This window comes from Pseudomonas sp. Z2-11, assembly GCF_054161305.1.
This window is the reverse complement of the sequence record NZ_CP096395.1, coordinates 1,978,734-2,005,543: the sequence shown is the minus strand read 5'-3', so window position 1 is coordinate 2,005,543 and position 26,810 is coordinate 1,978,734. Positions and strand designations below refer to the sequence as shown.

The following is a 26,810-nucleotide window of genomic DNA, read 5'->3' as shown; positions in this document are numbered from 1 at the left end:
CTGACACGCTTTTCTGAGGCTGCGCTATACCCCTCTAAACAGTTTCATCCGAGTTACATCAACGGGTCTGCGAGGCGCGCCAAGAATGGACGTGAGCGTATTTGGAACGGGGTACGTTGGGCTGATTCAAGCGGCGGCGCTGGCAGACGTCGGACATCGCGTCCTGTGTGTCGATATCGATCCGAACAAGATCCGGCAACTGCAACAGGCGGTACCGCCCATCAGCGAGCCGGGACTGTCCGGGTTGCTCGAAGACAACATCAAGGCCGGGCGCCTGTCGTTCAGTTGCCAGGCCAGTGATGCGGTCAACCATGGCGAGCTGATCTTCATCGCCGTGGGCACGCCCGCCGATGAAGATGGCTCGGCGGACCTCAGCCATGTCCTGGCCGTGACCCGGCAGATCGCCGACTTCATGGACAGCGACCGCACCCTGATCATCAAGTCGACCGTGCCGGTCGGCACGGCTGACAAGGTCGCCGAATGCGCCCGCCAGGCGTTGGCCCGTCGCGGCCTGCAACAACTGAATGTGCGCGTGGTGTCCAACCCGGAGTTCCTCAAGGAAGGCAGCGCACTGGCCGATTGCATGCGCCCGGACCGGATCATCGTCGGCACCGTCGACGCCCTGGCCCGCGACCAGATGAGCGAGCTCTACGCGCCCTTCTGCCGTAACCACGAAAAGCTGATGTTCATGGACAACCGCAGCGCGGAACTGACCAAGTACGCCGCCAACGCCATGCTCGCCACGCGCATCAGTTTCATGAACGAACTGGCCAATCTCACCGAACACCTGGGCGCCGACATCGAGGCCGTGCGCAAGGGCATCGGCTCGGACCCGCGCATCGGCTACCACTTCATCTACCCCGGCTGCGGCTTTGGCGGCTCGTGCTTTCCCAAGGACCTGCGCGCCCTGCTGCACACCGCCGAACAAAGCGGCATGCCACTGCGCCTGCTGCGCAGCGTCACCGATGTGAACGACAGCCAGCGGCACATTCTTTTCGAAAAACTCACGCTGCAGTTCCCCGACGGTCTGGCCGGCAAGTCGATTGCCATCTGGGGCCTGGCATTCAAACCGAACACCGACGACATGCGCGAAGCGCCCAGCCGCTACCTGATGGAAGCACTCTGGCGCGAAGGCGCCCGGGTCCAGGCCTACGACCCGGAAGCCATGTCCGAATGCCGGCGCCTCTATGGCTATCGCAAGGACCTGAACCTTTGCGCTACCCGCGACGACACGCTGGAAGATGCCGACGCCCTGGTGATCTGCACCGAGTGGAAGAATTTTCGCGTGGTCGATTTCGACCTGCTTGCCAGCAAGCTGCGCGCGCGGGTCATCATCGATGGTCGCAACCTGTACAACCCGGAACACCTGGCCGCCGCCGGACTGCTGTATCGCGGCATCGGGCTGCGCCACACCGTGCCCGTCCAGGGGCCACGAGCATGAACATCCTGGTGACCGGCGCGGCCGGTTTCATCGGCGCCCATTGCGTGCTGCGACTGCTGCGCGACGGCCATGACGTGTGCGGACTGGACAACTTCAACGACTACTACGACCCGCAACTCAAGCACGACCGCGTGGCGTGGGTCAAAGGCCAGGCCGGCGATTTTCACCTGGCGCGAATCGACCTGACCGACGCATCGGCCCTCGACCAACTGTTCCAGTCCCATCGCCCTGACGTGGTGATCCATCTGGCAGCCCAGGCCGGCGTGCGTTATTCGCTGGAAAACCCGCGGGCTTATGTCGACAGTAATCTCAGCGGGTTCCTGAACATTCTGGAGAGCTGCCGCCACCATCCGGTCAGGCACCTGATCTACGCCTCTTCCAGTTCGGTGTACGGCGCCAACCAGCGCACGCCGTATTCGGTACAGGACGGCGTCGACCATCCGTTGTCGTTGTACGCGGCCACCAAAAAGGCCAATGAACTGATGGCCCACAGCTACAGCCATCTGTTCGGCATCCCCTGCACCGGCCTGCGTTTCTTTACCGTCTATGGCCCCTGGGGCCGGCCGGACATGTCGCCGATCCAGTTCGCCCGGGCCATTGCCGAAGGCCAGGTGCTGAAGCTGTTCAACCATGGCGAGCACGAGCGCGACTTCACCTGCATCGACGACATCATCGAGAGCATCGCCCGGCTGATCGAGCGCCCACCTCATGCAAACCCGGACTGGAATCGCCACCAGCCGGACCCGGCCACCAGCCTGGCACCGTGGCGCGTCTTCAACATTGGCGGACAGCATCCGGTGACGCTGCGGGCCTACGTGGCGCTGCTGGAAAAACACTTGGGCCGGAGCGCGCGAGTCGAGCTGCTGCCCCTGCAACCGGGCGATGTGCTGAACACCTGCGCCGATGCCAGCGACCTGGCCCGGGCCACCGGTTTCCAGCCTTGCATCGAACTGGATGAAGGCCTCGGCCGTTTCATCGACTGGTTCCTCGATTACTACGCACCGCCCATCGCCCACGCACCGCTTGCGACAGAACGCTTGCGGCCCAACCTCAACGGAGGAGTCTATGACCCGACATGAGCAAGACATCCCGACCCGGACCCTCGGCCGTGACAAACGAGTCGACCCCGAGCACCGCAGGCGCCTGGACGCGGCTATTCACCGCCAGGGTCGTGGCTGGATGACTGGCCGCGACGGCGGCCGGCCCTGGACCGTCTCGCGCACCAACCGGGTGGTGGCCTGCCTCGGCGCCTTGGCCCTGTTGCTGATGCTCAGTCCGCTGCTGCTGGGCCTGGCACTGCTGGTGAGATTCTCCAGCCCTGGCCCGGTGCTGTTCGTGCAGAAACGCACCGGCTATCGCGGCCGCGTTTTCGGCATGTACAAGTTCCGCACCATGGTCGCCGACGCCGAGGCCTTGAAAGAATCGCTGCGCCACCTCAACAAGCACGGCGCCGACGCCATCGACTTCAAGATCGACAACGATCCGCGCATCACCCCCATCGGCCGGTTCCTGCGCCGCAGCAGCCTCGATGAACTGCCGAACCTGATCAACGTCGTGACCGGCGACATGCGCCTGGTGGGCCCGCGGCCGACCTCGTTCAACGCCTACCGCTACAAGGACAACCATTTGGTGCGCCTGAGCATCTACCCCGGCCTCACCGGCCTCTGGCAGATCTCCGGACGCAGCAATATCGACTTCGACCAGCGCGTGGAACTGGACCTCAGCTATATCGCCGAGCAGAGCCTTTTGCTGGATTTGAAGATCCTGATCATCACCCCCTTCAAAGTCTTCAGCGGCCACGGAGCGAGTTAAATGGACGGTTCAACGAATATCCTGACCATAGCAAGCCCGAGCGAGACCAACCTGACCTCGACCGTGCTCGACCCTTCCTTGCGGATCCTGCTCCTGACGGCAGCGAATATCGGCACCGGCACGAGCACCAGCGCCATGGCGCTGGCCGCCCAGTTGGCGCAGATGAGCAGCGGCCGTGTGCTGCTGGTGGACGCCAGCCGGTCGCCGCGCAACCTCAGCCAGCAGCTGTCGCTGCAAAAAGAGCGCGGCTTCAGCGACCTGCTGTTCAACAGCCTTTCTCCGCCGCTGTTGCAGGACTGCGTGGTGCAGGTTTCCAGCCTGCCCTTCGACGTGCTGCCCAACGGTCGCCTGGGCCATAACGCCGAGCGCCTGAGCCCCGAGCGACTGCGCCCGCTGTTCAGGCAACTGGCCGCGCAGTACCGCTTCGTGGTGATCGACGCCGACGCGGTGTATTCGGCCACCGACACCCTGGTCATGGGCACGCAGGTGGACGGCGTGGTGCTGGTGGTGCGCGGCGAGGACACCCGCTGGGAAGTCGCCCAGGCCGCCCGACAACGCTTGGCCCAGGCCGGCGCGAAGGTGGTCGGCAGCGTCTTCAATCGCCGCAAGTACTACATGCCCAAGTGGCTCTACAACAACCTGTAAGCCTGCAAAAGGATGACGAGATGAACGCCAGAATGCTTGTCCTGCTGTTGCTGCCGCTTGCCGGTTGCTCCAGCACCACCGATACCCGCTCGATGCCGGTGCAGATCCTCACGGCCGCGCCGGCCAACGCCCAGGCCACCGACATGCCCAAGGTCGAACAGACCCTGCGGCCCCAGGACGTGCTGGATGTGATTTTTCATATCAGCACCACCGCTTCCCAGGCTTATCGTGTACAGCCGGGCGACCAGGTAGCGCTGAACTTTACCGCCGCCAGCCAGCTCAACGGCACGCAACAGGTGATGCCCGACGGCAGCATCGAACTGCCGGGCGCCAACACCTCGGTGAAGCTCGCCGGCCTGACCACCGACGAGGCCCGCCTGGCGGTACAGCGAGCCTATGACCAGAAGATGCTGTTCCAGCCCAATCGCAACCAGTTGACGGTGCTGGTGACCAGTCCGCTGGCCGGCGAGACGACCCTGCGCAATACCCTGACCCACCCTGGCACCGGCATGAGCCGGGAAATCACCGTGGGCCGGGACGGTTACGCCAGCTTTCCGGAAATCGGCGCCGTACCGCTGCAGGGCATGACCGTCACCCAGCTGGAAACCTTCCTCAACGAGCGTTACGCCAATCTGCCCGGACGCATGACCGTCGATGTGCTGCTCAAGTCCACCGCCGGCAATGAAATCTACGTCCTCGGTGAAGTGGCCCAGCCCGGTTCCTATCCGATCCGCCGGCCCATCTCGGTACTGGAAGCCCTGACCCTGGCCCGTGGCGCAAACGTCAAGGCCCGGCTCGACTCGGTGGTGATCATGCGCCGCAACGGCAATCAGGTCGAAGCCCGCCACTACGACGTCGAAAAAGCCTTGAGCGGCGACGCCTCGCAAATCGCCTACCTGCAGCCCGAAGACATGCTCTTCGTGCCCAAGACCGGGCTGGCCAAAGCCGGCGAAACGGCCCGCCAATTGGCCGACGTGGTGCTGTTCCAGGGCGTGGGGTTCGGCTTCGGCTACCGCGTCGACAACAAAGGCAGCGACAACTGAAACTCAGGTGACCGATCATGAACCCCAAGGAAAATTATCTGCACGAGTTTTTCAGGATCTTCTTTGCCAACAAGCAGTGGGTGAAGCGCATCTTCCTGATTTTCGCCGTGATCGCCCTGGTGCTGCCATTGATGCTCAAGCAGAGCTTCGATATCACCGCCCAGGTGATCGTCCAGTCGAAAAAACTCTCCCAGGGCGACGCCACCACGTCGCTGAACCAGGAAAACGCCACGTTCATCCCGCCGTCCCTGGCGGACATGGAAACCGAGAGCAATATCCTCCGCTCGCCGGCGTTGATTCGCCAGACCATCCAGACCCTGCGCGACCAGGGCGAGTACACGCCAAGCCCGGGTATCCTCAACAAATGGGTCAGCGAGCCGCTCAAGCGCTACATCACCCAGCCGCTGCGTGAGTATGTGGTCAACCCGTTGCGCGACGGCCTGGGGCTTGAGGTCGATCCGGTGCGCGACACGATGCTCGATACGCTGACCGACCAGGCCATCGAAAACCTGAAGATCGAAACCCTCCCCGGCTCCAATGTCATCTCCATCGTCTACAGCTTCGGTGACCCGGCCCAGGGCACGCGGTTCGTCGCGCAACTGCTGAAGAACTACCTCACCGGCCGCCAGGAACTGCAATCGATCGAACTGCCGCAGACCTTCTACGAGCAGAAAAAAGCCCAATACCAGACGCGTCTCGACGGCCTCGAAGACAAACGACTCGGGCTGCTCGAAGGCATCGGTTCGTCCGATCCGAAGGAAGAAGTCACTTTCCGCCTGAACGCCATCAATACCGAAGAGCAGGCGCTGAACCTCTATCAGGATCGCCTGCTGCAAAGCCAACGCTGGCTCGACTACCTCAAGAGCAGCCTGGCGGCGACGACCAGCTCGCGGTTCAACGATTACACCTTCCCGTTCACCTTCACCACCACGGTGGACAACATCGCCTTCGAAGACCGGGAAATCCGCCAGTTGGGTGAGCAACTGACCGGCCAGGTCAGCCGCTACATGAATGACCTGGCGATTTTCCAGCCCGGCAGCGAACCGATGCTGCTGGCCCGGGAGCAGATCGTGCGCACCCGCCAGCAGTTCCTGAAAGTGGTGAACAACCGCATCCAGGAACGCACCACCGATCTTGCGGTGGTCAGCTCGGTGATCGAGCAGAAAAAAGCGCGCATCGGGGCCTTCAAGGAGCGCATCCATCAGTTGCAGGAAACCCAGAGCAAGCTGCGGCAGATGGACACCGAGATCAACGCTCTGCATGCGGCGTTCTCCACCTACGCCCAGCGATTCGCCGAAGCCAGCACCGCCCGCTCGCTGGACAACGACCTGTCCAACGCCCGGGTCCTGAGCCCGCCTTTCGAACCGACCGCCGCGGCATTTCCCAAGCCGATGTTGATCATTGTGTTCGGCCTGTTCAGCGGCCTGCTGCTGGCCATCGCCCTGGTCTATGTGCGTGAGTTCTTCGACCATCGCTTCAAGCATCCGGCGCAGATCACCCAGCAACTGGATCTGCCGGTGTTGCTGGTGATCAACGAGCAGTCACCCGAGCAGGTCAATCCGCATCGCAACTGGAGCTTGCCCAGCCTTGTCCATTGGGTGAGAAATTGAACGCGCCGTTCGGCCCGTCCCACCGCAGCAGCCCCCTGTCGATCATTCATCTGCTCGACAGCGGCGGCTTCTACGGGGCCGAGCGGATGCTGCTCGATCATTGCCTGGCCACGCCCGGCCAGCACCAGGTGGTGTTTTTGGCGGCGCCGCCGACCTTGATCACGCGCTTTCGCCAGGCCGGGGTCGACTGCCGCCACTGCGCCAACTGGGCCGAGCTGCTGCAGCATTTGCGGCAACGGCGCGCCGAGCGACCGCTGATCAACACGCACAACTTCAAAGGCCTGTTGTTCGGCTGGGCCGCGGCCACGCTGCTGCGCCTGCCCCTGGTGATTACCCAGCACGGCTTTACGCCGCGCAGCACCAAGCAGCGTTTTTATACCTGGCTGAGCCTGCAGCTGTGCCGCACCGCCTCGGTCAAGCGAGTGGTATGCGTGGCCGAAAGCATCGCGGCGTTGCACCGCCAGGCCAGCGTGCAGGCGGACAAACTCGACGTGATTCCCAACGGTCTGCCGGCGGTCGCCACACCCCTGCCGCATCGCGATGACCGGCAGCGCTGGCGGGTCGGCTACGTCGGCCGCTTGAGCAGCGAAAAAGGCCCGGACCTGTTTCTCGACGCCATGATCCCGCTGTGCCAGCGCCATGCTTCGCTGCACGCGGTGATGCTCGGCGACGGCCCGGAACGCCAGCTCCTGCTCAAGCGCATCACCGATGCCGGGCTGCCCACGCGCATCGAATTGCCTGGCTACCAGACCGACATGAATGCCTGGTGGAGCCGGCTCGATGTACTGGTGATCAGCTCGCGCACCGAGGGCACGCCGATGATTCTGCTCGAAGCCATGCAAGCCGGAGTGCCGGTGGTGGCGTTCGGCGTCGGCGGCATTCCCGATGTCGTGCAGGACCGCCATAACGGCCTGCTCGCCACGCCCGCCGACAGCGACGAGTTGGCCCGGCAGATCGAGACACTGTTCAGCGAACCACCGCTGGCGCAGATCCTCGCCGACAACGCACGGCGCACCCAACGCGACCGCTACGACCTGCGCACGCTGGCCGAACGCTGGTCGCAACTGTATATCCGCACCGCACGGGAGGCCCGGCCATGATTGTCCCGCTCTCGATCGTCAGCCTCCTGGGCCTGGTTTGCCTGATGTTGCTGGCCAGCCCTTATCCGTACCTGGCTCCCGGCGCGGTGCTCGGCCTGGTCGGTGTCGCCGTGCTCTATCGCAAGCCCGGCTGGGGCTTGCTGGGGATCGCCGCGCTAGTGCCGTTCGAAGGCCTGTTCAAGGAAAACGCCTTTTCCGGCAGCAAGTTCCTCGGGCTGGCGCTGATCCTGATCCTGGCGTTGCAACTGGCCCTGCACCAGATTCCCGCCACTCGCCTGCGCAGCAACATCTGGAAGCCGCTGATCGGCTTCATGCTGTTCTATGGCCTGAGCCTGCTGCTATCGGAAAACCCGGGCCTCTCCACCACCCACTTCCGGGAGCTGGCGGTGGGCCTGGTGCTGTTCGCGATCACCCTGCTGATCGGCCGCGAGCTGAACCTGGACCTGTTCTGCCGGTTGGTCACCCTGAGCGTCACGACGACCTGCGTGCTGGCGATGTTCTCCGCCCGGTACCAGGATCAGGGCCGCGCTTCCGGCCTGTTGGAAGATCCGAACACCTTCGCTCTGCTGATCGCCTTCACCGTGCCGCTGGCGTTGTTGCTGGTGGTGCGCAGTCCGAACCTGCTGCACCGGTTGTTCTGGGGTGGCTGCTTCATCCTGCTGCTGGGCGGCATGACCAAGACCGAATCGCGTTCGGGACTGGTGGTGCTGCTGCTCAGCCTGATGATCGGCTTGTATCACTACCGCGCGCAGCTGCCGCGCATCCGCCCACGGCACCTGGGCTTCGCGATGCTCGGGCTGGCGCTGCTGATTCCCCTGGCAATCGCGGTGATGCCGGCCGGCTACGTGGCGCGCATCCAGTCACTGAGCATCCTCAGCGCTGGTGCCAGCGCGCACAAGGACGAATCCCTGGGCCGCCGCGCCTCGTACATCGTCGTCGGCAGCCAGATGCTTCGCGAAAATCCGCTGCTCGGCTCAGGCCCCGGAACGTTTCCCCTGCACTACGCCCCCACCGGCTACGCCAAGGCTTTCTCGGCCAACCGCAAGCTGGGGGACCTGTATCGCCGGGCGCATAACACCTACCTGGAAATCTTCAGCGAGATCGGTATTCCCGGCGGGTTGATGTTTGTCGGCATGATCGGCCTGGGTCTCTACAACCTGCTGCGCGCACGCCAGCTCTGGCTCCAGCGTCGGGACTGGGTGCAGGCGGACCTGCTGACGCACTTGGGCATGAGTTTCCTGTCGCTGGCGTTGTTCCTGATGTTTCTCAGTGCACCGAACCACAAGTTGCTGTGGATCATGCTGGGCTTGACCAGCGTATTGCGCTACGACGCCGAACGGTCCGCGCCGCAGGAGACCCGTTGATGAAACGCGTGAGCATTGTGATCCCGATGTACAACGAGGCCCGGCACATCGGCCGCACGTTGCTGGCGGCGCAGGAAGCTGCGCGCCAGGCGCAGCTGGAGTGCGAGCTGATCGTGGTCGACAACGGCTCGGACGACCATGGCCCGCGCATCGCCAACGAATTGGGCGCACGGGTGCTGATCGTGCCCGGCGTGCACATCGGCGCCCTGCGCAATCGTGGCGCGGCGGCCGCCAGCGGCGACTGGCTGGCATTCATCGATGCCGACATCGAAATGCCCGCCGACTGGCTCAGGTTGTTGATCGAAATCGAAGGTCGCCAGGGCGATGTGCTTGGTCTCGACCTGGATACGCCCGAGCAGGCGCCGTGGTTCGCCCGGGCCTGGCAACGGCGCGGCCAACGCCCGGGGTCGCGTCCGCTGCACCGGGTGCAGTGGCTGCCCAGTGCCAACCTGCTGATGCGCCGCGCCTGGTTCGATCGCGTCGGTGGCTTCGATGAAACCCTGCGCACCGGTGAGGACAAGGATTTTTCCCTGCGCCTGCGCCAGGCCGGAGCGCAGTTGTTGCTGGTGAGCGAAAGCCTTGCCCTGCACTGGGGTTACGAAGGCAGCTGGCGCGAGTGGATGAGCAAGGAACTGTGGCGTCAGGGCAGTCACTGGCAGCTGCTGCGCAGCCACGGGCCGAGCCTGCGGCTGTTGCGCTTCCCCGCCTTGTCCATCGGTGCCTGGGGCCTGGATTTCGTGGCGCTGGTCGCGCTGTTCCAGGGCCAGGCGCGCCTGGGGCTGATGCTGCTGTTGATCAGCACATTGCCGGCCCTGGCTCTGAGCCTGCGCCAGAGCCAGCGCGACCCGCGCCTGACCTTGCAATTGTGGGCCCTGCATGGGGTGCGCCTGCACCTGACCGGCGCGGCGCTGCTGCTCAATCTTTTTCAATGGAACGTCAGGAGACCTGCCCGTGGCTGAGTTTTTCTATTGGTCTTGCCTGTTGCTGCCGGTGTACGCGTACCTCGGCTACCCGCTGTTGCTGACCTTGCTGGCGCCGCTGTTTCCGCTACGGCGCTACACCACGGCAGTGCCGATGGACGTGAGCATTGTGATTGCCGCCCACAACGAGGCGCGGCACATCGAAGAAAAATTGCGCACGCTGCTGGCTCAGGATTATCGCGCGCGCTCGCTGCAAATCATCCTCGCCAGCGACGGCTCCACCGATGACACGGTGGCCTGCGCACGCAAGGTCAGCGATCCGCGGATCAGCGTGCTCGACCTGCCGCGCCAAGGCAAGGCTGCCGCCCTCAACACGGGCGTGGCCCATAGCAGCGGCGAAATCCTGGTGTTCACCGACGCCGACAATCAATGGGCCCACGATACCCTCGGCCACCTGTTGGCGCCGCTGGCCGACCCGGAAGTCGGCGCCTGCGCCGGGCACATGGAAATCCCCGTGCCAGGCAAGGGCCTGAGCCTGGGCGACAGCCTGTATCGGCACTACGAAGGCTGGCTGCGTCGGGTCGAGAGCCGCACCGGCTGCATGGTCTCCGCTGACGGTGCTCTGCTGGCCCTGCGCCGGGAGTTGTTCCAGGCGATACCGGCGCAAGTCAACGATGACTTTTTTCTCAGCACCTGTGCGCCGGTGGCCGGCAAGGCGATCGTCTACGCACCGCTCGCCCGAGTGACCGACCAGGGCGTGGACGAAGCCGACAAGCAGTTCCGCCGGCGCCAGCGGGTCACCGTCGGTGGGTTGCAGAGCCTGGCCCAGCGCCGGGAACTGCTCAATCCCTTGCGCCATGGGCTCTACGCCATTGGCTTGATCAGCCACAAGTTGATCCGCCGCCTGGCGCCGGTGTTGCTGGTGCCGCTGTTGCTGAGCAACGCCTGGCTGTGGAACGAGCATGGGTTCTATCGCCTGAGCCTGGTGGCGCAGTTGCTCGGTTACGCCATCGCCTTGATCGGGTTGCTGGACGTCGGCCACCGTCTGCCCAGGCCTTTCCGCCTGGCCGCGTTCGTGCTGGTGACGCTGGCGGGCATGAGCATCGGGTTGTGGCAGTTTCTGCGCGGCCACCGCTATAGCCAATGGAATCCCGAGCAGAACCGCTAAGGAGCAACGCCGATGTCGATCAAACACGTCTTCAAGCGCACCGGCGGCTGGCTGTACCTGAACACGTCGATGGGGCGCCATCCCTTGCGTGGCGCCGGCGTAATCCTGATGTTGCACCGGGTGTTGAACAACGACCGCGCCGCCGAACTGCCGCATCGCAACGAGCTGTGCGTTGGGCCTGACGCGTTCGAACACCTGTTGATCTGGCTGCAACGGCATTTTGAATGTGTGCCGTTGATGAGCTTGCTGCTGGCCGACCCGGAAAACGTTCCGAACCGTCCGCGGGTGGCCCTGACGTTCGATGATGGCTGGCGCGACAACGCCATGAATGCCTTTCCCCTGCTGCGCCAGTACCAAGTGCCGGCGAGCATTTTCCTGTCCACCGATTTTGTTGGCAGCCGCCAGCATTTCTGGTGGGAAAGCATCGGCGAAACCCTCTGGGGCAGCCATGGGCAGCTGGCGCGGCATTCGCTCATCGAGCATTTGCAGCAGGTCGGCCGGCCATTGCCGGTGCTGCTCGATGACATCGACGACGAGCGCCGCAGCCTGGCGCTGCTGCATTTCCTGCAAAGCCTGAAAACCCTCGATGCGCGAACCCTGAGCGATCTCACCGAGGCCTGTCCGCAGGGCTCGCAACCCCAGGCATTGGACTGGACCCAGGTGCGCATGCTCGAAGATTCCGGCCTGATCCGCTTCGGCCCCCACGGTGCCAGCCATGCGATCCTGACCGGGCTGGACGACCAGCGTTTGCACGAGGAACTGACCCGCAGCTGGATAGCTTTGGAAAATGGCTGCGCGCAACCCCTGCCGGTGTATTGCTACCCCAACGGTGATCATGATGCACGGGTACGCGAGCAAGTGGCGGCCCACGGTTTTCCGTTTGCCCTGGGCACCGAGGCCGGGCTGTATCGCCACGATGGCGACCCCTTGAACCTGCCACGCTTCGGCGTCAGCCAGCGCAATGCCTGCCACCCCGAGTTGCTGGCCTGGCGCATCCGTCGAGGAGCCCGCTCATGAGCCGAGCCCATTACCTCAAGCATCTGGCACTGAGCATGGGCACGCGCCTGGCGATGATCGCTCTGCGCCTGCTGCGCAACGTGTTGTTGGCAAGGATCCTCGGGCCCAGCGAGCGTGGGCTGTTTGCATTGCTCAGTACCCTGCCCGACCTGATCAGCGCCGCCACCAGCGGTGGCCTGAATTCCGCCGTCGGTTACCAGGCGGCGCAGCAGCGCTCGATGGGCTTGTTGCTCAGCCAGGTGCTGGTGTTCGGCTGTTTGTTGGCCGGGTTGCTGACCTTGTTGGTGGTGGCGCTGGTGCGGGAATTTGGCGGTGAGCTGGACATCACCACGCAATTGGGATTGCTGGCCTGGCTGCTGTTGCTGGCCGTACCGCTGACCGTGCTCAAGAGCGGCCTGCTGACGCTGCACAATGCCTCGGGCGGCGTGGGCGCGTTCAACGCGTTGCGGCTGATGGAATCGCTGGCACCGCTGTTGTTGTTCGTGGCGCTGTTCTGGATGTGGCAAGACAAGGCGCTGGAGGCGGCGCTGATCAGTTGGCTGGCGGGCTTGAGCCTGGTGGTGCTGGCCGGCTGGATGTGGTTGCGCCGCGATCATGCGGTCGAGCTGCAGTGGGACCGTGCCGGCCAGAACGAGCTGTTGCGCTACGGCGCCCGCAGCCATCCTGACCTGCTGTTCCAGCAAGTGGTGCTGCGCTCGGATTTCCTGTTCATCGGCGCCCTGCTGGGCAGCACGGCGCTGGGGCATTACGCCATGGCCAGCGCTGCGGCCGAACTGCTGCTGATCGTGCCGGAAGCGGTCACCACGCCGCTGATGAAACGCCTGCTGCAGCAAGACCGCGACATGCAGCGCCTGACCCCGCTGGCCTTGCGCCTGACCGCCACGGTGATGCTCGGTGCCTGCCTGGGCATGGCGCTGATTGGCGAATGGTTGATCGTCACGCTGTTCGGCGCCGCCTATCAACCGGCCTACCCGGCCCTGCTGGCGCTGCTGCCGGGGCTGTTCGGGCTCTGCTACGCGAGCATCCTGCGCCTGGATCTGCTGGGCAAGGACCGACCCGGCACGGTGTCGCTGCTGATGGGCGTCGGCGCGCTGCTGAACCTGGCGCTCAACCTGGTCCTGATACCGCGCTACGGCATCGTCGGCGCGGCCGCTGCGTCGTCGATCGCCTATCTGGGGGTAACGCTGGCGCTGCTGGGGGTGTACTGCCGCCTCAGCGGCGTGGCGCTGTGGCAGACACTGATCATCCTGCCCAGCGATTTGCTGCCGATGCGCCAGATGCTGCTGGGGAAATCCGCGTGAACACCGCCGCCCGCCAGACCGCCATCGCGAGCAAGCTCGCTCCCACAGGGTCCAGGGTTGGCAACGGTATTTATATCCACTACACCTCCCCAGTGGGAGCGAGCCCGCTCGCGAAAGCGCTGGGTCAGCTGGCTGGGATGTTGAAGGCGACGGCCTCTTCGCGAGCAGGCTCGCTCCCACAGGGGGGCGCGGTTGGGCAGGGTATTTGTGTTCACCACATTCCCACTGTGGGAGCGAGCCTGCTCGCGAAAGCGTTGGGTCAGCTGGCTGGGATGTTGAAGCTGACGGCCTCTTCGCAAGCAGGCTCGCTCCCACAGGGGGCTGGGGTTGGGCTCGGTATTTGTGTTCACCGCAGATCACCTGTGGGAGCGAGCTTGCTCGCGATGGGGCCAGTGGGGGGCATGGGAAAAATCGGCGCCGGTCTATGCCTTCTGGCCCTCGCAGCCTCCGCCCATGGCGCGTCCATGCAATGGGCCGGCATCCGCGACGGCAGCCTGTACCTGCAGACCGACCAGCCAAGCACCGTGACCGTGCGCTGGGTGCCCGCCTGGCAGGCCGATGCCAATACCGAACACCTCTACCTGCTCGACGGCCAGGGGCGGCTGGCCGGTGAGCACCTGGTCGAGGCGGCAGAGACCCGTGGCGAGCAGCAGTGGCCGCTGCGGCCTGGTGCCGCCAGTTATCGCCTGGAAATTCCCGGCTACAGTTTCCGCCGCTATACGGTAGAGCACGACGCGAGCACCCGTGCCCTGTTCGCTCCGGCGAAAGTGCATTTCAGCGCCGAAGCCCACGATGGCGACGAGTTGTACTTCAAGGTGGCGGCCGGCGAACGCGCAGTGCTGGCGGGTAAATTCCATGGCGGTGTGCACGCGCTGCAAGCCCAGCGCGTCGGCGACGGCAAACAGCTCCAGCTGAATCTCAAACCGTATCGCGCCTATTGGCAGTTCGACCAGATCGCCCTGCCGGTGGCGGATGTCGAGCAAACCTGGCGCCTGCGCTTGCAAGGCAACGGCAAGGTAGCGTTCTGGCTCGACGGTAGCGCCAACCTGTTCGCCCAGGACCCGGCGCAGTTGCAGCCGGTGCGCCAGGATCCAGGCCAAACCCACCTGACCCTCCATGACGATGTGCTCGGCCCCACCCCCAGCCTGGGCATGTCCCTGCCCTATGTGTTGCCGCCACCGTCCGCCTACGCGGTGATCGATACCCTCAAGCCCCGAGCGGCCACCTACTACAGTTTCGTCGATGTCACGGCGGCCAAGGCCGACCACGAAGATGCGTTCCGGCGCCTGTACCATGATCGCTTCGGCATCACCCGGGACATTACCCTCTTGGCCGGCAGCCAACGCAAGGCCGATCTGCGCGCCGACCGGACCAGCAGCAGCGGCTTGCAAGCCTGGCTAGACACGACCCGCACCCTGGGCGGCAAGGGCCTCCATTACCTGAGTTTCGCCGACGAGCCAAACCTCAACTATCCGGACTTCGCCAGCTTCCAGCAGATGTTCGAAAGCCTGGCCGCCCAGGTCCGCGCCAACGACGCCAATGCCCGCGCCGGAGTGCGCATCGCCATGCCGGCCAGCTCCCGATTCACCAATGGCCCGCTGGCCGAAAACGCGGCGGATCGGCGCGGCATCGATTGGGCACGGCGCCTGCTGGAAACCTCCGGCGACCGGATCGACGCCCTGGCCTGGCATGAATGGATGGTCCGCGACTTGCTGGCGACCCGGGTCTATCGCAACAGCGTCCGCCAGGCCGCCGACCTGGTTGGCCTGGACAGCCAGGGCCGGCCGCGCAAGGCCTTGCTGCTGGATCAGACCAACATCTCCAGCGGCTCGAGCCTCAGCCCCTACGATCAGGAAACCCACTATGCCGCGCTGTGGTGGGCGTCGGTGGCGATCAACGCCTCCGCCGACGGCTGGCTGGACATGCTCAACTGGTTCCAGTCCGCCGACGAGCCGCAATACCCCAAAGGCATGGTGCGAGTGCTGGAGAACCAGCGCTTCGAACTCAAGCCGGTGGGCCTGGCCCAGCAATTCATCCAGCAGCACTGGCTCGACCAGGTGCTGCGCCTGGACAACGACGCGTTTGAAGTCGACGCGCTGGCCATGGCCACCGGGCAGCAGCGCAGCCTGCTGGGCGTGAACAAAAGCACCCGCGCCCATCAAGTCAGCCTGCAGGGCGCGGCCTGCCCGCAGCCCGGCGCCAGCCTGGTGTATTTCGGCCCGGACAACATCGGCCGCAATGCCCCGTTCAACTGCAAGGCCGGCCAGGTCGGATTTCTCTTGCCAGGAGAAACCGTATTCGCCCTGCGCTGGACTGCCACCCTTCCCCCCCAACCCGCTATCCGTCAGGAGGCTCCATGAACGCTCTGCAAAAATTGCGTGATCGCATTCAGAAAAAAGGCCTGCGTTCCGTTTTCAAACTGCTGGTACGTCGCTTCGTGTTTTTCCATTCGCAACTGGTATGGCTGGAACACGATGTGAGAATCCCGCTGCGGCCGCATACCCTCAGGCCCTACCCACCGGTACGTCGCGAGTTCATTACCGTCGAAAACGCCGACGCTTTTGCCAGGCATTTTGGCGACCGCGTAGAAACCATGCGCGAGCTGGCCGCCGAAGGTTATACCGGCCTGATGTACCTGGACGACAAGGGCGACACCGTGGGCTTCGTCTGGGCCAGTACACGAGACTATTTTGACCGCCATTTCTATGGCTGCTGGTTCCCGGTCAAGCCTGGCGAATACTTCCAGTTCGGCGGAGAAATGATCCGTGCGTACTGGGGCTCCCAGCTGTCGGCGGACGTACAGACCGACATGTGGAAAGTCATGGCGGACAAGGGCTGCGAAAAAATGGTCGATGTTTGCGACTTGCAGAACACCCCAGCGATCAAGATGCACATCCGCATGGACTTCCAGGAGTGCGGCCAGATCACCCATGTGTATTGCCTGTTCGGGCGTTTCCGGTTCTTCCGCGACACGTTCTACAGCGGCTCGGTACTCGACGCCTTCCGTAAACCGGCCCGGCCGGTTGCATCGGCTGCGGCGGCCTGACGTCCATGGCGATCCGGTTCCAGTGGTGTCGCTCCATGAGCGCGGCGGAGTTTCCTGCAACGGCTTATGAAGAGCTGCGGACCCAGGTGGTCGACGCTACGCCGTTCAATACGCTGGCCTGGTTGCAAGCGGCGGAATTCGCCCTCGCGCCCGACCAGCAACTCCATGTGCTGCTGGGCTGGCAGGACCAGACACTGTGCCTGTGCCTGCCTCTGGTCGCGGGGCGCGAGCGCATCGGCGGGCTGCGCTTTCGGGTGTTGCATCACTTGGGGTTTCCACTGGCTGACCGTATCGCCCTGTTGGTGCGCCTGGATGCCGAAGCCATGGGCCAGGCGCTGATGCAGATCCGCCAGCAGGTGCCCCACGCGTTGCTGCAATTGAATGAAGTGATCGAGCCGGTGGGCGAACAAAGCGTGCTCAGTGCCTGGATGGCGCAGAGTTCCACCGGCGAACGGCGGCTCAGTTGCCGGGTCCCGGTGCACCTGATCAGCGACAGTGACCATCAGGAAATCACCGGCGATCCGCGCTACAAGTTGCGCCGCGCGCGCAAGCGGATCGCCGCTTGCGGTGCCGAAATACGTCGGGTGACGCCGGATGCCATCGGCATGGGGCAACTGCTGCGGGCTCTCGCTGAAGTCGAGGCGGCCAGTTGGAAAGGCGAGGAAGGTGTCGGCATCTTCGCCGACCCCGGGCGCCGGCAATGGATGAACCTTGCCTTCACCGCCCTCGCCGCCCAAGGCCTGGTGCGGGTGGTGATGCTGGAGCTGAACGGCGAGTGCATCAGCTATCGCCTCGGCCTGCTCGACCAGGGACGGCTGTATGACTACAACCTGGCGTTCCTGCCGCGGCACGCCGACCTGGGCAGCGGCCGGGTCTTGCTCGAGGAGTGGATCCGCTGGGGGCTGGACGAGAACTGGCGGTGGATCGATGCATCGCGCGTCAGTCTGGAGAATTCCAGCCATCAACTGCACGAACGCATGACCGGCCAACTTGAGCACTGGCGCTGGAGTTTCTATTCCTGGCGGCCCGATGGCCTGCTCCTGGGGTTCGCCCTGCGGCTATGGAAAAGCCTGAAGCCCTGGCTCGGCAAGCGCCGCGCCAAACCGCCCGCGACAACGTCGCCCACTGCCAAAAAATCGGAGGACACGCATGCCTCGCCAAGTGATCGTCAACGCTGATGACTTCGGGCTCAGCCTCGATGAAAACGACTTGATTCTACGAGCCTTCGAGGCAGGCGTGATCAGCTCCGCTACGGCCATGGCCAACATGCCGGGATTTGACCAGGCGTGTGAGCTGGCCCGACACCCACTGCTTGAAGGGCGCATCGGCCTGCATTTCAATCTCAGTTACGGACCGCCGCTGAGTCAGGCAATCAGGACACGGCAGACGTTCTGCAATGCAACCGGCGAATTCGACCTCAACCTGTCGCGCTACAGCCTGCGGCTGGGGACGGATGATCTGGCGGCCGTGGAAGAGGAACTCCAGGCGCAGTGGCAATACTGCCTGGACCGTGGCCTGCGTCCGAGCCATCTGGACTCTCATCAGCATGTACACAATATCTGGCCCGTCGGCGAACTGGTGGCTCGCTTCGCCGCCCGGCAAGGCGTGCCCATGCGCCTGGCACGTAACCTGGGACCGAACCTGAGCGTGGCCAAACGCATCTTCAAAACCTTGCTCAACCGCCGCCTGCGCAGGCTCTGCGGCGCAACGGCGGATTATGTCTGCACCCCAGCGGACCTGCATCACGCGGCGCCACCGAAGCATGGTTCGCTGGAAGTGATCGTTCATCCGCTGCAACTGGACGGGGATTTTGGCGACGCCAGCCTGGCCCTCGACAACTCGCTGACCCAAGTGCTGCACAGGCGCCTGGCGGGGGTGCCGAAGGTGGGGTATGGCGAGAGTGGGCGGGACTTTGAGCGAGTTGAGTTTGGGGATCTGTACTGACCCGTGGCGAGGGAGCTTGCTCCCGCTGGGCTGCGCAGCGGCCCCGACGAGGCAAATGCTGGAACCGGAGGGGGCCGCTACGCGCCCCAGCGGGAGCAAGCTCCCTCGCCACGGAGGCTGCCATGTTTCAGTTACCGAGGCACGCTCGGGCCAGGGAGGCCCGCCGATCGATGGCTTCGCACAGCCGACGCTTCTGCGTCTCCCAGACGTCGGCCTCGACCCGGGCCGAACGCATCAGCGCCAGCATCGCTTCCTTGGCATGGACGTACTCTGTCCAGGCATCCCGGATCTTGAGGTTGCGGCGCTCTTCATCGCTCATGTCCATGCGCCTCAGGGCCAGGGTGCATTCGTCCCGGATCAATGGCCCAAGGGTCATCTGAATCTTGTGGGGCGCCTTGAAACATCCGCTACCGGCGACGATGTCCCTGGCCCGGGCCAAGCCCCATTCGAGCGCTTGGCACAACGGTTCGCGCAACGCGCGATCATGGAATTCCTCGACCCAGACGGATCCGTTCGGCCGATAAACACAGATGAAAAGTTGCGTCACGCTCTGCTGGTTGATCCGCGCCTGGACCTCCACCTGCGTGCCGTCCTCCAGGATCTCTTCGTGGTTGCGCCCCGCCAGCCGACGGTTCACCCACAGCCAATACGCTGCGCTTCTACGTCGCATCCCGTTGCCCTCCCCCTAAGGAACAGGGAGTAAGGCACACGGATGGGACAATTTCCAGCGCTGCAAAGCGGGCTTCTGACGAATGACAGTCGCCACTCAGCGGCCGAGTTTTTTCTCCACCTGCCCGACCTTGTCGCGCAATTTTTCAGCGTCCTGCTCATGGCTCTTGATCGACTTGGGCGTGATCGTCTTGTCGACTTTGTCAGTGGCTGGATCCGGGTGGCGCACATCGCGCTCCACGACGTCCACCGGGTCGCCGGCAGCATCCTTGGCTGGCGCATTGTTGCCGACTTGGCTGGCTGTTTTCGAATGTTCGCTCGTCATGACATCGTCCTCGACAGGGTTGAGTATTGAATTTCGAGTGGGGCGAAACGGCGAGAGTTCGATCGGGTTGCACCACAATCTGAAGGCAATGAAACCCTCGTGGCGAGGGAGCTTGCTCCCGCTCGACTGCGCAGCAGTCGCAAAAGATCGATGCCTGCCCGCAGCCCTGGGGCCGCTCCCGCATCACAGGCAAACCGTCCGAAATCCCTGCGCGCCCTCCGAGGAATCTGCTAAAACGCAGCTTCTGTCCTCGAGTAGCGAATCGCGTCGATGCCTTCATCCTTACTTTCTCGCCTCAGGCAACGCTGGCTGGCCTGGTTGTTCATGGCCGCGATGGTGGTCGGCCTGCCGGTGGGCTGCGCGGTGTTGCAGCACAAGGAACGCGAGCTGGTGTTTCGCATCGAGCCGGGGACGGCGAGCTGGTTCAGTGGCCTTCCCAGCGGTGTGCAGGAGTTCGACCTCAAGCCCAAGAGCTTCAAGGCCGGTGAAAATATCCACGGCTGGTGGTGGCCGGCCGAACGCAAGAACGCGCCCGCCATCCTGTACCTGCACGGCGTGCGCTGGAACCTGACCGGCCAGCTGTTTCGCATCCAGCAATTGCGGGCGCTGGGCTATTCGGTCATGGCGATCGATTACCGTGGCTTTGGCAAAAGCCAAGGGGGGTTGCCCTCTGAAGCCAGCGTGTACGAGGATGCAAGAATCGCCTGGGAACGTCTTGCGGTGCTGCAACCAGACCCGGCCCTGCGCCTGATCTACGGCCATTCCCTGGGCGGTGCCGTCGCGGTGGATCTTGCGGCGGAGCTGGGTCAGGAGGCGGCAAAAAATGGCACCACCGTGCCCGCCCGAGGCCTGGTCATCGAATCGACCTTCACGTCCTTGGGCGATGTCGCCACCGCCATGGCCGACACTTCCCTGCCGGTACGCTGGCTGCTGTCGCAGAAGTTCGATTCCATCGACAAGATCGGCGAGATCAACATGCCGCTGCTGATCGTCCACGGCGCCGCCGACCGCTACGTACCACCACGCTTCAGCGAGCAGCTGTTCAATGCCGCCCGGGAACCGAAGCGTTTGTTGTTGGTGCCGGGCGCCACGCATAACAACAGCATGAGCCTGGCGGGCCGCACGTATCGGCAGGCGTTGGATGCGTTGATGAGCGCCCGCCCGACCCCGGTGGCCGGAAACGCCCAGGCAAGCCCGGTCAAGGCGGGCTAGATCAACAATCCCTGTGGGAGCGAGCCTGCTCGCGAAGGGGCCAGTACATTCAACATCGGGGCGAACTGACACACCGCTTTCGCGAGCAGGCTCGCTCCCACAGGGGATTGGGTTTACTTCAGAACCGGGAGAAAAAAAAACGGCACCTTTCGGTGCCGTTGTTTTTTGGTTGAAGCGTTACTTACGCGCCGCCTCCCACGATTTCAGCAGTTCGGCATAATTCACCGTCTCGCCTTTAGGCTTCTCGTTCGCCAGTTTCGGCTTCGGTGCGCCCGGTTGATCGAACCAGTATTGCGCGTCGCGCTCAGGGTTCATCTTAGGTGCGCAGGTGGCCTGGGCCTTGGAGCGTTCCAGACGCGTCATGATTGCGTCCTGATCCTTGGCCAGCCCGTCGAGAGCCTGTTGCGGGGTTTTCTCGCCACTGGCCGCTTCGGCGATGTGGCTCCACCACAGTTGCGCCAGGCGTGGATAGTCCGGCACGTTGGTCCCGGTTGGCGACCATTGCACACGGGCCGGGCTGCGATAGAACTCCACCAGGCCACCGAGTTTCGGCGCCAGGTCGGTCATCGCCTGGGAGTTGATGTCCGATTCGCGAATCGGCGTCAGGCCAACGATGGTCTTCTTCAGCGACACGGTCTTGGATGTCACGAACTGCGCGTAGAGCCAGGCCGCGAGGCGCTGTTTCTCAGGCGTCGACTTCATGAAGGTCCAGGAACCCACGTCCTGATAGCCCAGCTTCATGCCCTCTTCCCAATACGGACCGCGTGGCGACGGCGCCATGCGCCATTTCGGCGTGCCGTCGGCGTTCATCACTGGCAGGCCCGGCTTGGTCATGTCGGCGGTGAAAGCCGTGTACCAGAAAATCTGCTGGGCAATGTTGCCTTGGGACGGCACCGGACCGGACTCGGAGAAGGTCATGCCCGCCGCTTCCGGTGGCGCGTATTTTTTCATCCAGTCGACGTACTTGGTGGTGGCGAACACGGCGGCCGGGCCGTTGGTGTCGCCGCCACGGGTGACGCTGGAGCCGACCGGATGGCAGTCTTCGACGCGAATACCCCACTCGTCCACTGGCAAGCCGTTAGGCAGGCCCTTGTCACCGCCGCCGGCCATGGAGAACCAGGCATCGGTGAAGCGCCAGCCCAGGGACGGATCTTTCTTGCCGTAGTCCATGTGGCCGTAGACGCGCTTGCCGTCGATCTCCTTGACGTCTTCGGAGAAGAACTTGGCGATGTCTTCATAGGCCGACCAGTTCACCGGCACACCCAGCTCATAGCCGTATTTTTCCTTGAACTTGGCCTTCAGGTCCGCACGCTCGAACCAGTCGGCGCGGAACCAGTACAGGTTGGCGAACTGCTGGTCGGGCAGTTGATAGACCTTGCCGTCCGGCGCGGTGGTGAAGGAGATACCGATGAAGTCCTTGAGGTCGAGGGTCGGCGAGGTGAAATTCTTGCCTTCGTTGGCCATCAGGTCGGTGATCGACTCGGTCTTGCCGTAGCGAAAGTGCGTGCCGATCAGGTCCGAGTCATTGACCCAGCCGTCGTAGATGTTCTTGTCGGACTGCATCTGGGTCTGCAGCTTCTCCACCACGTCGCCTTCCTGCAGCAGGTCGTGGGTCAGCTGGATCCCGGTGATTTCGTTAAAAGCCTTGGCCAGTACCTTGGATTCATATTCGTGGGTAGCGATGGTCTCCGAGACCACGTTGATTTTCATCCCGCGAAATGGCTCGGCGGCCTTGATGAACCACTTCAGTTCTTCGAGCTGCTGCTCGGCTGTCAGGGTCGACGGCTTGAATTCGCTGCCGATCCATTTTTTCGCGGCGTCTTCATAGGCGTCGGCCCAGGCCGTAGCGCTCAGCCCGCTGAGTGCCAGCATGGCTGCCAATGAAACGCTATGTCGCAGCTTATTGTTTTTATCGAACATAGAGACCTCCTGTTTGGGTTTAAGAGCCTGATCGTCGTCGAACTTTCGCGACTAGCCCCACCGCATCACTGCCAACAGCCACACCAGAGACAACGCGAACGCTATCCAGATGCTCCAGTCGGTAACGCCGATCACCAGCAGGTGCAGGTAGGCGCTACCGAGAAGACCGATAAACAACCGATCGCCACGGGTCGTGGCAATCGGCAGGAAACCACGCCGAGGGATACTCGGCGAACGCAATTCCCATGTCGTCATGCCCGCCAGCAGCAAGGCAATGACCCCAAAAAACGTCGCCGTCGGGGCGGTCCAGTTCATCCATTCCATCATCGACTCCTCAGACCCGGCCCAGGGCAAAGCCCTTGGCCACGTGGTTGCGAACGAACCAGATCACCAGCATGCCCGGCAGAATGGTCAACACCCCTGCCGCTGCCAGCACGCCCCAGTCAATACCGGACGCCGACACCGTGCGGGTCATGACCGCCGCGATCGGCTTGGCATTCACCGAGGTCAGTGTCCGGGCCAGCAACAGCTCGACCCAGGAGAACATAAAGCAGAAAAACGCCGTGACGCCGATGCCGGAACCGATCAACGGGATAAAGATCTTGGCGAAGAACTTGGGGAAACTGTAGCCGTCAATGTAGGCGGTCTCGTCAATTTCTTTCGGCACGCCGGACATGAAGCCTTCAAGAATCCACACCGCCAACGGCACGTTGAACAGACAGTGGGCCAAAGCCACGGCGATATGGGTGTCGAACAGGCCGATGGACGAGTACAGCTGGAAGAACGGCAACAGGAACACCGCCGGTGGCGCCATGCGGTTGGTCAGCAACCAGAAGAACAGATGCTTGTCGCCAAGAAAGCGGTAGCGCGAGAACGCATAGGCCGCCGGCAGCGCGACCGCCAGGGAAATCACCGTGTTCAGGCTCACGTAATACAGCGAGTTGAGGTAACCGGTGTACCAGCTCGGATCGGTGAAGATCACTTTGTAGTTCTGGAAGGTGAAATCCTGTGGCCACAGCGTCAGGCCACCGAGGATTTCGGTGTTGCTCTTGAACGACATGTTCAGCAGCCAGTAGATGGGCACCAGCAGGAACAGGATGTAGATCAAAAGTGGAATCACTTTTTTCATAGGGGTAAGGTTCTTGCTCATTGTGCGGGCCTCAACGGTTGGCGTCGGAGTGCGTCATGGCGGTATAGAACAGCCAGGACACCAACAGAATGATCAGGAAGTACACCAGGGAAAACGCCGCCGCCGGGCCCAGGTCGAATTGACCGATAGCCATCTGCGTCAGGGTCTGGCTGAGGAACGTGGTGGCGTTGCCCGGCCCGCCGCCGGTGAGGACGAACGGCTCGGTGTAGATCATGAAGCTGTCCATGAAGCGCAGCATCACCGCGATCAGCAGCACGCTCTTCATCTTCGGCAACTGGATGTGCCGGAACACCGCCCAGTTCGACGCCCGGTCGATTCGCGCCGCTTGATAATAGACGTCCGGAATGGCCCGCAGCCCCGAATAGCACAGCAGCGCCACCAGCGAAGTCCAGTGCCAGACGTCCATCACCAGCACCGTCACCCACGCGTCCATGGTGTTGGCCGCGTAGTTGTAGTTGATGCCCATGGCGTTGAGCGTCGAGCCCAGCAGGCCGATGTCGGCGCGCCCGAAAATCTGCCAGATGGTGCCCACCACGTTCCACGGAATCAGCAACGGAATCGCCAATATGATCAGCACCAGGGACGACCACTTGCCCTTGGTCGGCATGGTCAGGGCGATGGCGATGCCCAGGGGGATTTCAATCAGCAGGACACACGCCGAGTAGATGAACTGGCGCAACAGCGAATCGTGCAGCCGTGGGTCGAGCAGCACCTGCCTGTACCAGTCGGCGCCGACGAAGTAGCGGCTGGACTGGTCGAAGATGTCCTGCACCGAATAGTTGACCACGGTCATCATCGGGATCACGGCGCTGAAGGCCACCAGCAGGAACACCGGCAACACCAGCCACCAGGCCTTGTTGTTCTGCACCTTGTTCATGGCTGCACCTCGCCTGCGGATTCAAGCAGATATTCATCGGCATAGACCATCAGCCATTGGCCCGGAAAACTGATGTACGCGGTGCCTTCCGGCACAGGCTTGTCTTCGGCGAGGCGGACCTTCAGCGGTGCGCCATCAAGGTTGAGGGTCAGGATCTTGTAGGTGCCGAGGTCTTCGACGTGCACCACGTCAGCCCGCATCGCGTCGTCGTAAGGGCCGTCCCAGACATGCACGAATTCCGGACGGATGCCGACCTTCAGGCTCTTGCCTTGCGCGTCGGCGACACGCCGCTGCAGGGTTTCGGACAGCGGCAAGTGGGTCGAGGCGAAACCGACGCCACCGGGCTGCGCCTGGACCTCGATCAGGTTCATGCCGGGGCTGCCGATGAAGTAGCCGACGAAGGTGTGGCTCGGGCGCTCGAACAGTTCGCGCGGTGTGCCGAACTGCACGATCTGGCCGCCGTACATCACCGCGATCTTGTCGGCGAAGGTGGAGGCCTCCAACTGGTCGTGGGTGACGTAGACCATGGTGATGTTGAACTGCTCGTGGATCTGCTTGAGCTTGCGCCGCAGTTTCCATTTCAGGTGCGGATCGATCACCGTCAGCGGCTCGTCGAACAGGATCGCCGAGACATCATCGCGCACCAGCCCGCGGCCCATGGAGACTTTCTGTTTTTCATCGGCAGTGAGGTTGCGGGCCTTCTTGTCCAGAAGGCTCTGCAGATCGAGAACCTCGGCGATTTCCTGCACCTTGGTGTGGATCCGCGCCTCGGCCATGCCCTGGTTGCGCAGCGGGAACGCCAGGTTGTCGAACACCGTCATGGTGTCGTAGACCACCGGAAACTGGAACACCTGGGCGATGTTGCGCCGCTCCGGGGACAGTTCGTTGACGACTTTGCTGTCGAACATCACCTGCCCTTCGGAAGGGCTGAGCAAGCCGGAAATGATGTTGAGCAAGGTCGACTTGCCGCAACCCGAAGGCCCGAGCAGCGCATAGGCGCCGCCCTGCTCCCAGATGTGGTTCATCTCGCGGATCGCGTAGTCCTCGGGGCCCGCCGGGGTGCTGGTGTAGCTGTGGGCGAGGTTCTGCAAACGAATTTCGGCCATCAGGCAACCCTCGCGATACGTTGCCCTGGGGCTTGGACCAGCTTGCCCTGGGCATCGAAGACAAACAGTTTATGGGTCGGGATGTAGATGCGGATCGGCGCGTCGACGTCGTATTCGTGCACACCGGGCAAATGCAGGACCAGCAGGAAGTGTTCGTTGCGCACGTGCAGGAAGGTCTCGGAACCGCTGATCTCGGCCACCTCGACGGTCACCGCCAGTTCCAGGTCGTCATCGTTGCTCGGCACCAGGGAGATATGGCTGGGACGCACGCCGAAACGGAACTCGCCCTCGCCCACCGGACGCAGGTCGACGTTCAGCGGGAAGTGCACGAAGTTGGCGAAGCTGACTTCATTGCCGGCAATGCGTCCCGGCATGAGATTGATCGGTGGTTCGGAAAACAGCTCGGCGGCCAGCACGGTTTGCGGTTGGTGATAAACGGACGACGACTTGCCGCTCTGGATCACCCGGCCCTCATGCAGGATGGTCGTGGTGCCACCCAGGGCCAACGCTTCGTTCGGCTCGGTGGTGGCGTAGACGGCGATGGTGTGACGAGCCTGGAACAGCTCGCGCATTTCCTGGCGCAGTTCTTCACGCAGCTTGTAGTCGAGGTTCACCAGCGGCTCGTCGAACAGGATCAGTTCGGCGTCCTTGACCAGCGCACGGGCCATGGCGGTCCGTTGCTGCTGACCACCGGACAGCTCCAGCGGATGACGCTTGAGGAATTTTTCGATCCGCAGCATCTTCGCGGTTTCCAGGACCTTGCCCTGGATAATTTCTTCGGAAATACCGGCCTGGCGCAGCGGCGAGGCGATATTCTCGAATACGGTCATGGTCGGGTAGTTGATGAACTGCTGGTAGACCATCGACACATTGCGCAGCCGCACCGGCCGCTTCGTGACATCCACGCCGTTCATCAGGATGCGGCCGCTGTCGGGCTTGTCCAGACCGGCCATCAGGCGCATCAGGCTGGTCTTGCCGGACAGCGTGCGGCCCAGCAGAACGTTGAAGGATCCGGGTTCGAAACTCAGATTGGCATCGTCGATCCAGGTCTGGCCTTCGACGGTGCGACAGATGTGCTCAAGCTGTAATGACATGGCTCGGCCTTTTTATTATTTGGAGTCAAGCGACCTGAGTGCAAAA

General features: G+C 63.2%; 25 protein-coding genes. 17 read left to right on the top strand and 8 right to left on the bottom strand.

Going from position 1 to position 26,810, the window contains the following annotated elements:
* Positions 1-85 precede the first annotated feature (85 nt).
* The 16 genes from M1E16_RS09050 (at position 86) to M1E16_RS08975 (ending at position 18,411) form a co-directional block, all read left to right on the top strand.
* Entirely contained in the window at positions 86-1,441 is a 1,356-nt protein-coding gene (locus M1E16_RS09050; RefSeq protein ID WP_434695259.1) for a UDP-glucose dehydrogenase family protein, read from the top strand.
* Positions 1,438-2,520 carry an NAD-dependent epimerase gene (locus tag M1E16_RS09045; RefSeq protein WP_458129681.1) on the top strand — a complete coding sequence of 361 codons (1,083 nt, stop codon included), beginning with the start codon at positions 1,438-1,440 and terminating at the stop codon, positions 2,518-2,520. The genes M1E16_RS09050 and M1E16_RS09045 overlap by 4 nt, the downstream gene beginning before the upstream one ends.
* Positions 2,507-3,253, top strand: coding sequence for a sugar transferase (locus M1E16_RS09040; protein WP_434624851.1), 747 nt, complete (start codon positions 2,507-2,509; stop codon positions 3,251-3,253). Before M1E16_RS09045 ends, M1E16_RS09040 begins: the two co-directional genes overlap by 14 nt.
* Positions 3,254-3,898, top strand: coding sequence for a CpsD/CapB family tyrosine-protein kinase (locus M1E16_RS09035; RefSeq protein ID WP_434569118.1), 645 nt, complete (start codon positions 3,254-3,256; stop codon positions 3,896-3,898).
* A 20-nt stretch (positions 3,899-3,918) separates the two neighbouring features.
* Complete coding sequence (locus M1E16_RS09030) at positions 3,919-4,941, top strand: polysaccharide biosynthesis/export family protein (protein WP_434603537.1); 1,023 nt, start codon at positions 3,919-3,921, stop codon at positions 4,939-4,941.
* A gap of 17 nt (positions 4,942-4,958) precedes the next feature.
* Positions 4,959-6,551, top strand: a complete 1,593-nt coding sequence (locus tag M1E16_RS09025; RefSeq protein WP_434569120.1) for a GumC family protein — start codon at positions 4,959-4,961, stop codon at positions 6,549-6,551.
* Positions 6,548-7,651 (top strand): glycosyltransferase family 4 protein, encoded by a 1,104-nt coding sequence (locus M1E16_RS09020; RefSeq protein WP_434624854.1) that lies wholly within the window; start codon positions 6,548-6,550, stop codon positions 7,649-7,651. The genes M1E16_RS09025 and M1E16_RS09020 overlap by 4 nt, the downstream gene beginning before the upstream one ends.
* Positions 7,648-9,015, top strand: a complete 1,368-nt coding sequence (locus M1E16_RS09015) for an O-antigen ligase family protein (RefSeq protein WP_458129680.1) — start codon at positions 7,648-7,650, stop codon at positions 9,013-9,015. Before M1E16_RS09020 ends, M1E16_RS09015 begins: the two co-directional genes overlap by 4 nt.
* Positions 9,015-9,974: a glycosyltransferase gene (locus tag M1E16_RS09010; RefSeq protein ID WP_458129679.1), complete on the top strand. Its 960-nt coding sequence runs from the start codon at positions 9,015-9,017 to the stop codon at positions 9,972-9,974. The genes M1E16_RS09015 and M1E16_RS09010 overlap by 1 nt, the downstream gene beginning before the upstream one ends.
* Complete coding sequence (locus M1E16_RS09005) at positions 9,967-11,103, top strand: glycosyltransferase (protein ID WP_434624860.1); 1,137 nt, start codon at positions 9,967-9,969, stop codon at positions 11,101-11,103. The genes M1E16_RS09010 and M1E16_RS09005 overlap by 8 nt, the downstream gene beginning before the upstream one ends.
* 12 nt (positions 11,104-11,115) lie before the next feature.
* The gene (locus M1E16_RS09000; RefSeq protein WP_458129678.1) at positions 11,116-12,120 is read left to right on the top strand and encodes a polysaccharide deacetylase family protein; all 1,005 of its coding nucleotides are present in this window, start codon (positions 11,116-11,118) and stop codon (positions 12,118-12,120) included.
* Entirely contained in the window at positions 12,117-13,421 is a 1,305-nt protein-coding gene (locus tag M1E16_RS08995) for a lipopolysaccharide biosynthesis protein (protein ID WP_434569126.1), read from the top strand. The genes M1E16_RS09000 and M1E16_RS08995 overlap by 4 nt, the downstream gene beginning before the upstream one ends.
* 383 nt (positions 13,422-13,804) lie before the next feature.
* A complete protein-coding gene (locus M1E16_RS08990) occupies positions 13,805-15,781 on the top strand; it encodes a hypothetical protein (protein ID WP_458130299.1) in 1,977 nt (658 codons plus the stop codon).
* The gene (locus M1E16_RS08985) at positions 15,778-16,467 is read left to right on the top strand and encodes a GNAT family N-acetyltransferase (protein ID WP_434624865.1); all 690 of its coding nucleotides are present in this window, start codon (positions 15,778-15,780) and stop codon (positions 16,465-16,467) included. Before M1E16_RS08990 ends, M1E16_RS08985 begins: the two co-directional genes overlap by 4 nt.
* 5 nt (positions 16,468-16,472) lie before the next feature.
* Complete coding sequence (locus M1E16_RS08980) at positions 16,473-17,645, top strand: GNAT family N-acetyltransferase (protein WP_458129677.1); 1,173 nt, start codon at positions 16,473-16,475, stop codon at positions 17,643-17,645.
* Positions 17,617-18,411 carry a ChbG/HpnK family deacetylase gene (locus M1E16_RS08975; RefSeq protein ID WP_458129676.1) on the top strand — a complete coding sequence of 265 codons (795 nt, stop codon included), beginning with the start codon at positions 17,617-17,619 and terminating at the stop codon, positions 18,409-18,411. The genes M1E16_RS08980 and M1E16_RS08975 overlap by 29 nt, the downstream gene beginning before the upstream one ends.
* A gap of 127 nt (positions 18,412-18,538) precedes the next feature.
* On the opposite strand, the gene M1E16_RS08970 is transcribed toward M1E16_RS08975, so the two are convergent.
* Both M1E16_RS08970 and M1E16_RS08965 read right to left on the bottom strand, forming a co-directional pair.
* Positions 18,539-19,081, bottom strand: a complete 543-nt coding sequence (locus tag M1E16_RS08970) for a hypothetical protein (protein ID WP_458129675.1) — start codon at positions 19,079-19,081, stop codon at positions 18,539-18,541.
* 96 nt (positions 19,082-19,177) lie between these two features.
* Positions 19,178-19,405, bottom strand: a complete 228-nt coding sequence (locus tag M1E16_RS08965; RefSeq protein WP_434603518.1) for a hypothetical protein — start codon at positions 19,403-19,405, stop codon at positions 19,178-19,180.
* 270 nt (positions 19,406-19,675) lie between these two features.
* Between M1E16_RS08965 and M1E16_RS08960 the strand changes: the two genes are divergently transcribed.
* Positions 19,676-20,617 (top strand): alpha/beta hydrolase, encoded by a 942-nt coding sequence (locus tag M1E16_RS08960; protein ID WP_458129674.1) that lies wholly within the window; start codon positions 19,676-19,678, stop codon positions 20,615-20,617.
* A 177-nt stretch (positions 20,618-20,794) separates the two neighbouring features.
* On the opposite strand, the gene M1E16_RS08955 is transcribed toward M1E16_RS08960, so the two are convergent.
* Genes M1E16_RS08955 through M1E16_RS08930 form a run of 6 tightly spaced genes read right to left on the bottom strand, consistent with a single transcriptional unit; the run spans position 20,795 to position 26,764 of the window.
* Positions 20,795-22,537 carry an ABC transporter substrate-binding protein gene (locus M1E16_RS08955; protein ID WP_305495764.1) on the bottom strand — a complete coding sequence of 581 codons (1,743 nt, stop codon included), beginning with the start codon at positions 22,535-22,537 and terminating at the stop codon, positions 20,795-20,797.
* Between the two features lie 51 nt (positions 22,538-22,588).
* Positions 22,589-22,861, bottom strand: coding sequence for a DUF2160 domain-containing protein (locus M1E16_RS08950; protein ID WP_305495766.1), 273 nt, complete (start codon positions 22,859-22,861; stop codon positions 22,589-22,591).
* Positions 22,862-22,871: 10 nt separating this feature from the next.
* Positions 22,872-23,666 carry a carbohydrate ABC transporter permease gene (locus tag M1E16_RS08945; RefSeq protein ID WP_458130298.1) on the bottom strand — a complete coding sequence of 265 codons (795 nt, stop codon included), beginning with the start codon at positions 23,664-23,666 and terminating at the stop codon, positions 22,872-22,874.
* A gap of 31 nt (positions 23,667-23,697) precedes the next feature.
* A complete protein-coding gene (locus M1E16_RS08940; RefSeq protein WP_305495771.1) occupies positions 23,698-24,564 on the bottom strand; it encodes a carbohydrate ABC transporter permease in 867 nt (288 codons plus the stop codon).
* Positions 24,561-25,670 (bottom strand): ABC transporter ATP-binding protein, encoded by a 1,110-nt coding sequence (locus tag M1E16_RS08935; protein WP_434569134.1) that lies wholly within the window; start codon positions 25,668-25,670, stop codon positions 24,561-24,563. Before M1E16_RS08935 ends, M1E16_RS08940 begins: the two co-directional genes overlap by 4 nt.
* Positions 25,670-26,764: an ABC transporter ATP-binding protein gene (locus M1E16_RS08930; protein WP_305495775.1), complete on the bottom strand. Its 1,095-nt coding sequence runs from the start codon at positions 26,762-26,764 to the stop codon at positions 25,670-25,672. The genes M1E16_RS08935 and M1E16_RS08930 overlap by 1 nt, the downstream gene beginning before the upstream one ends.
* Positions 26,765-26,810 lie beyond the last annotated feature (46 nt).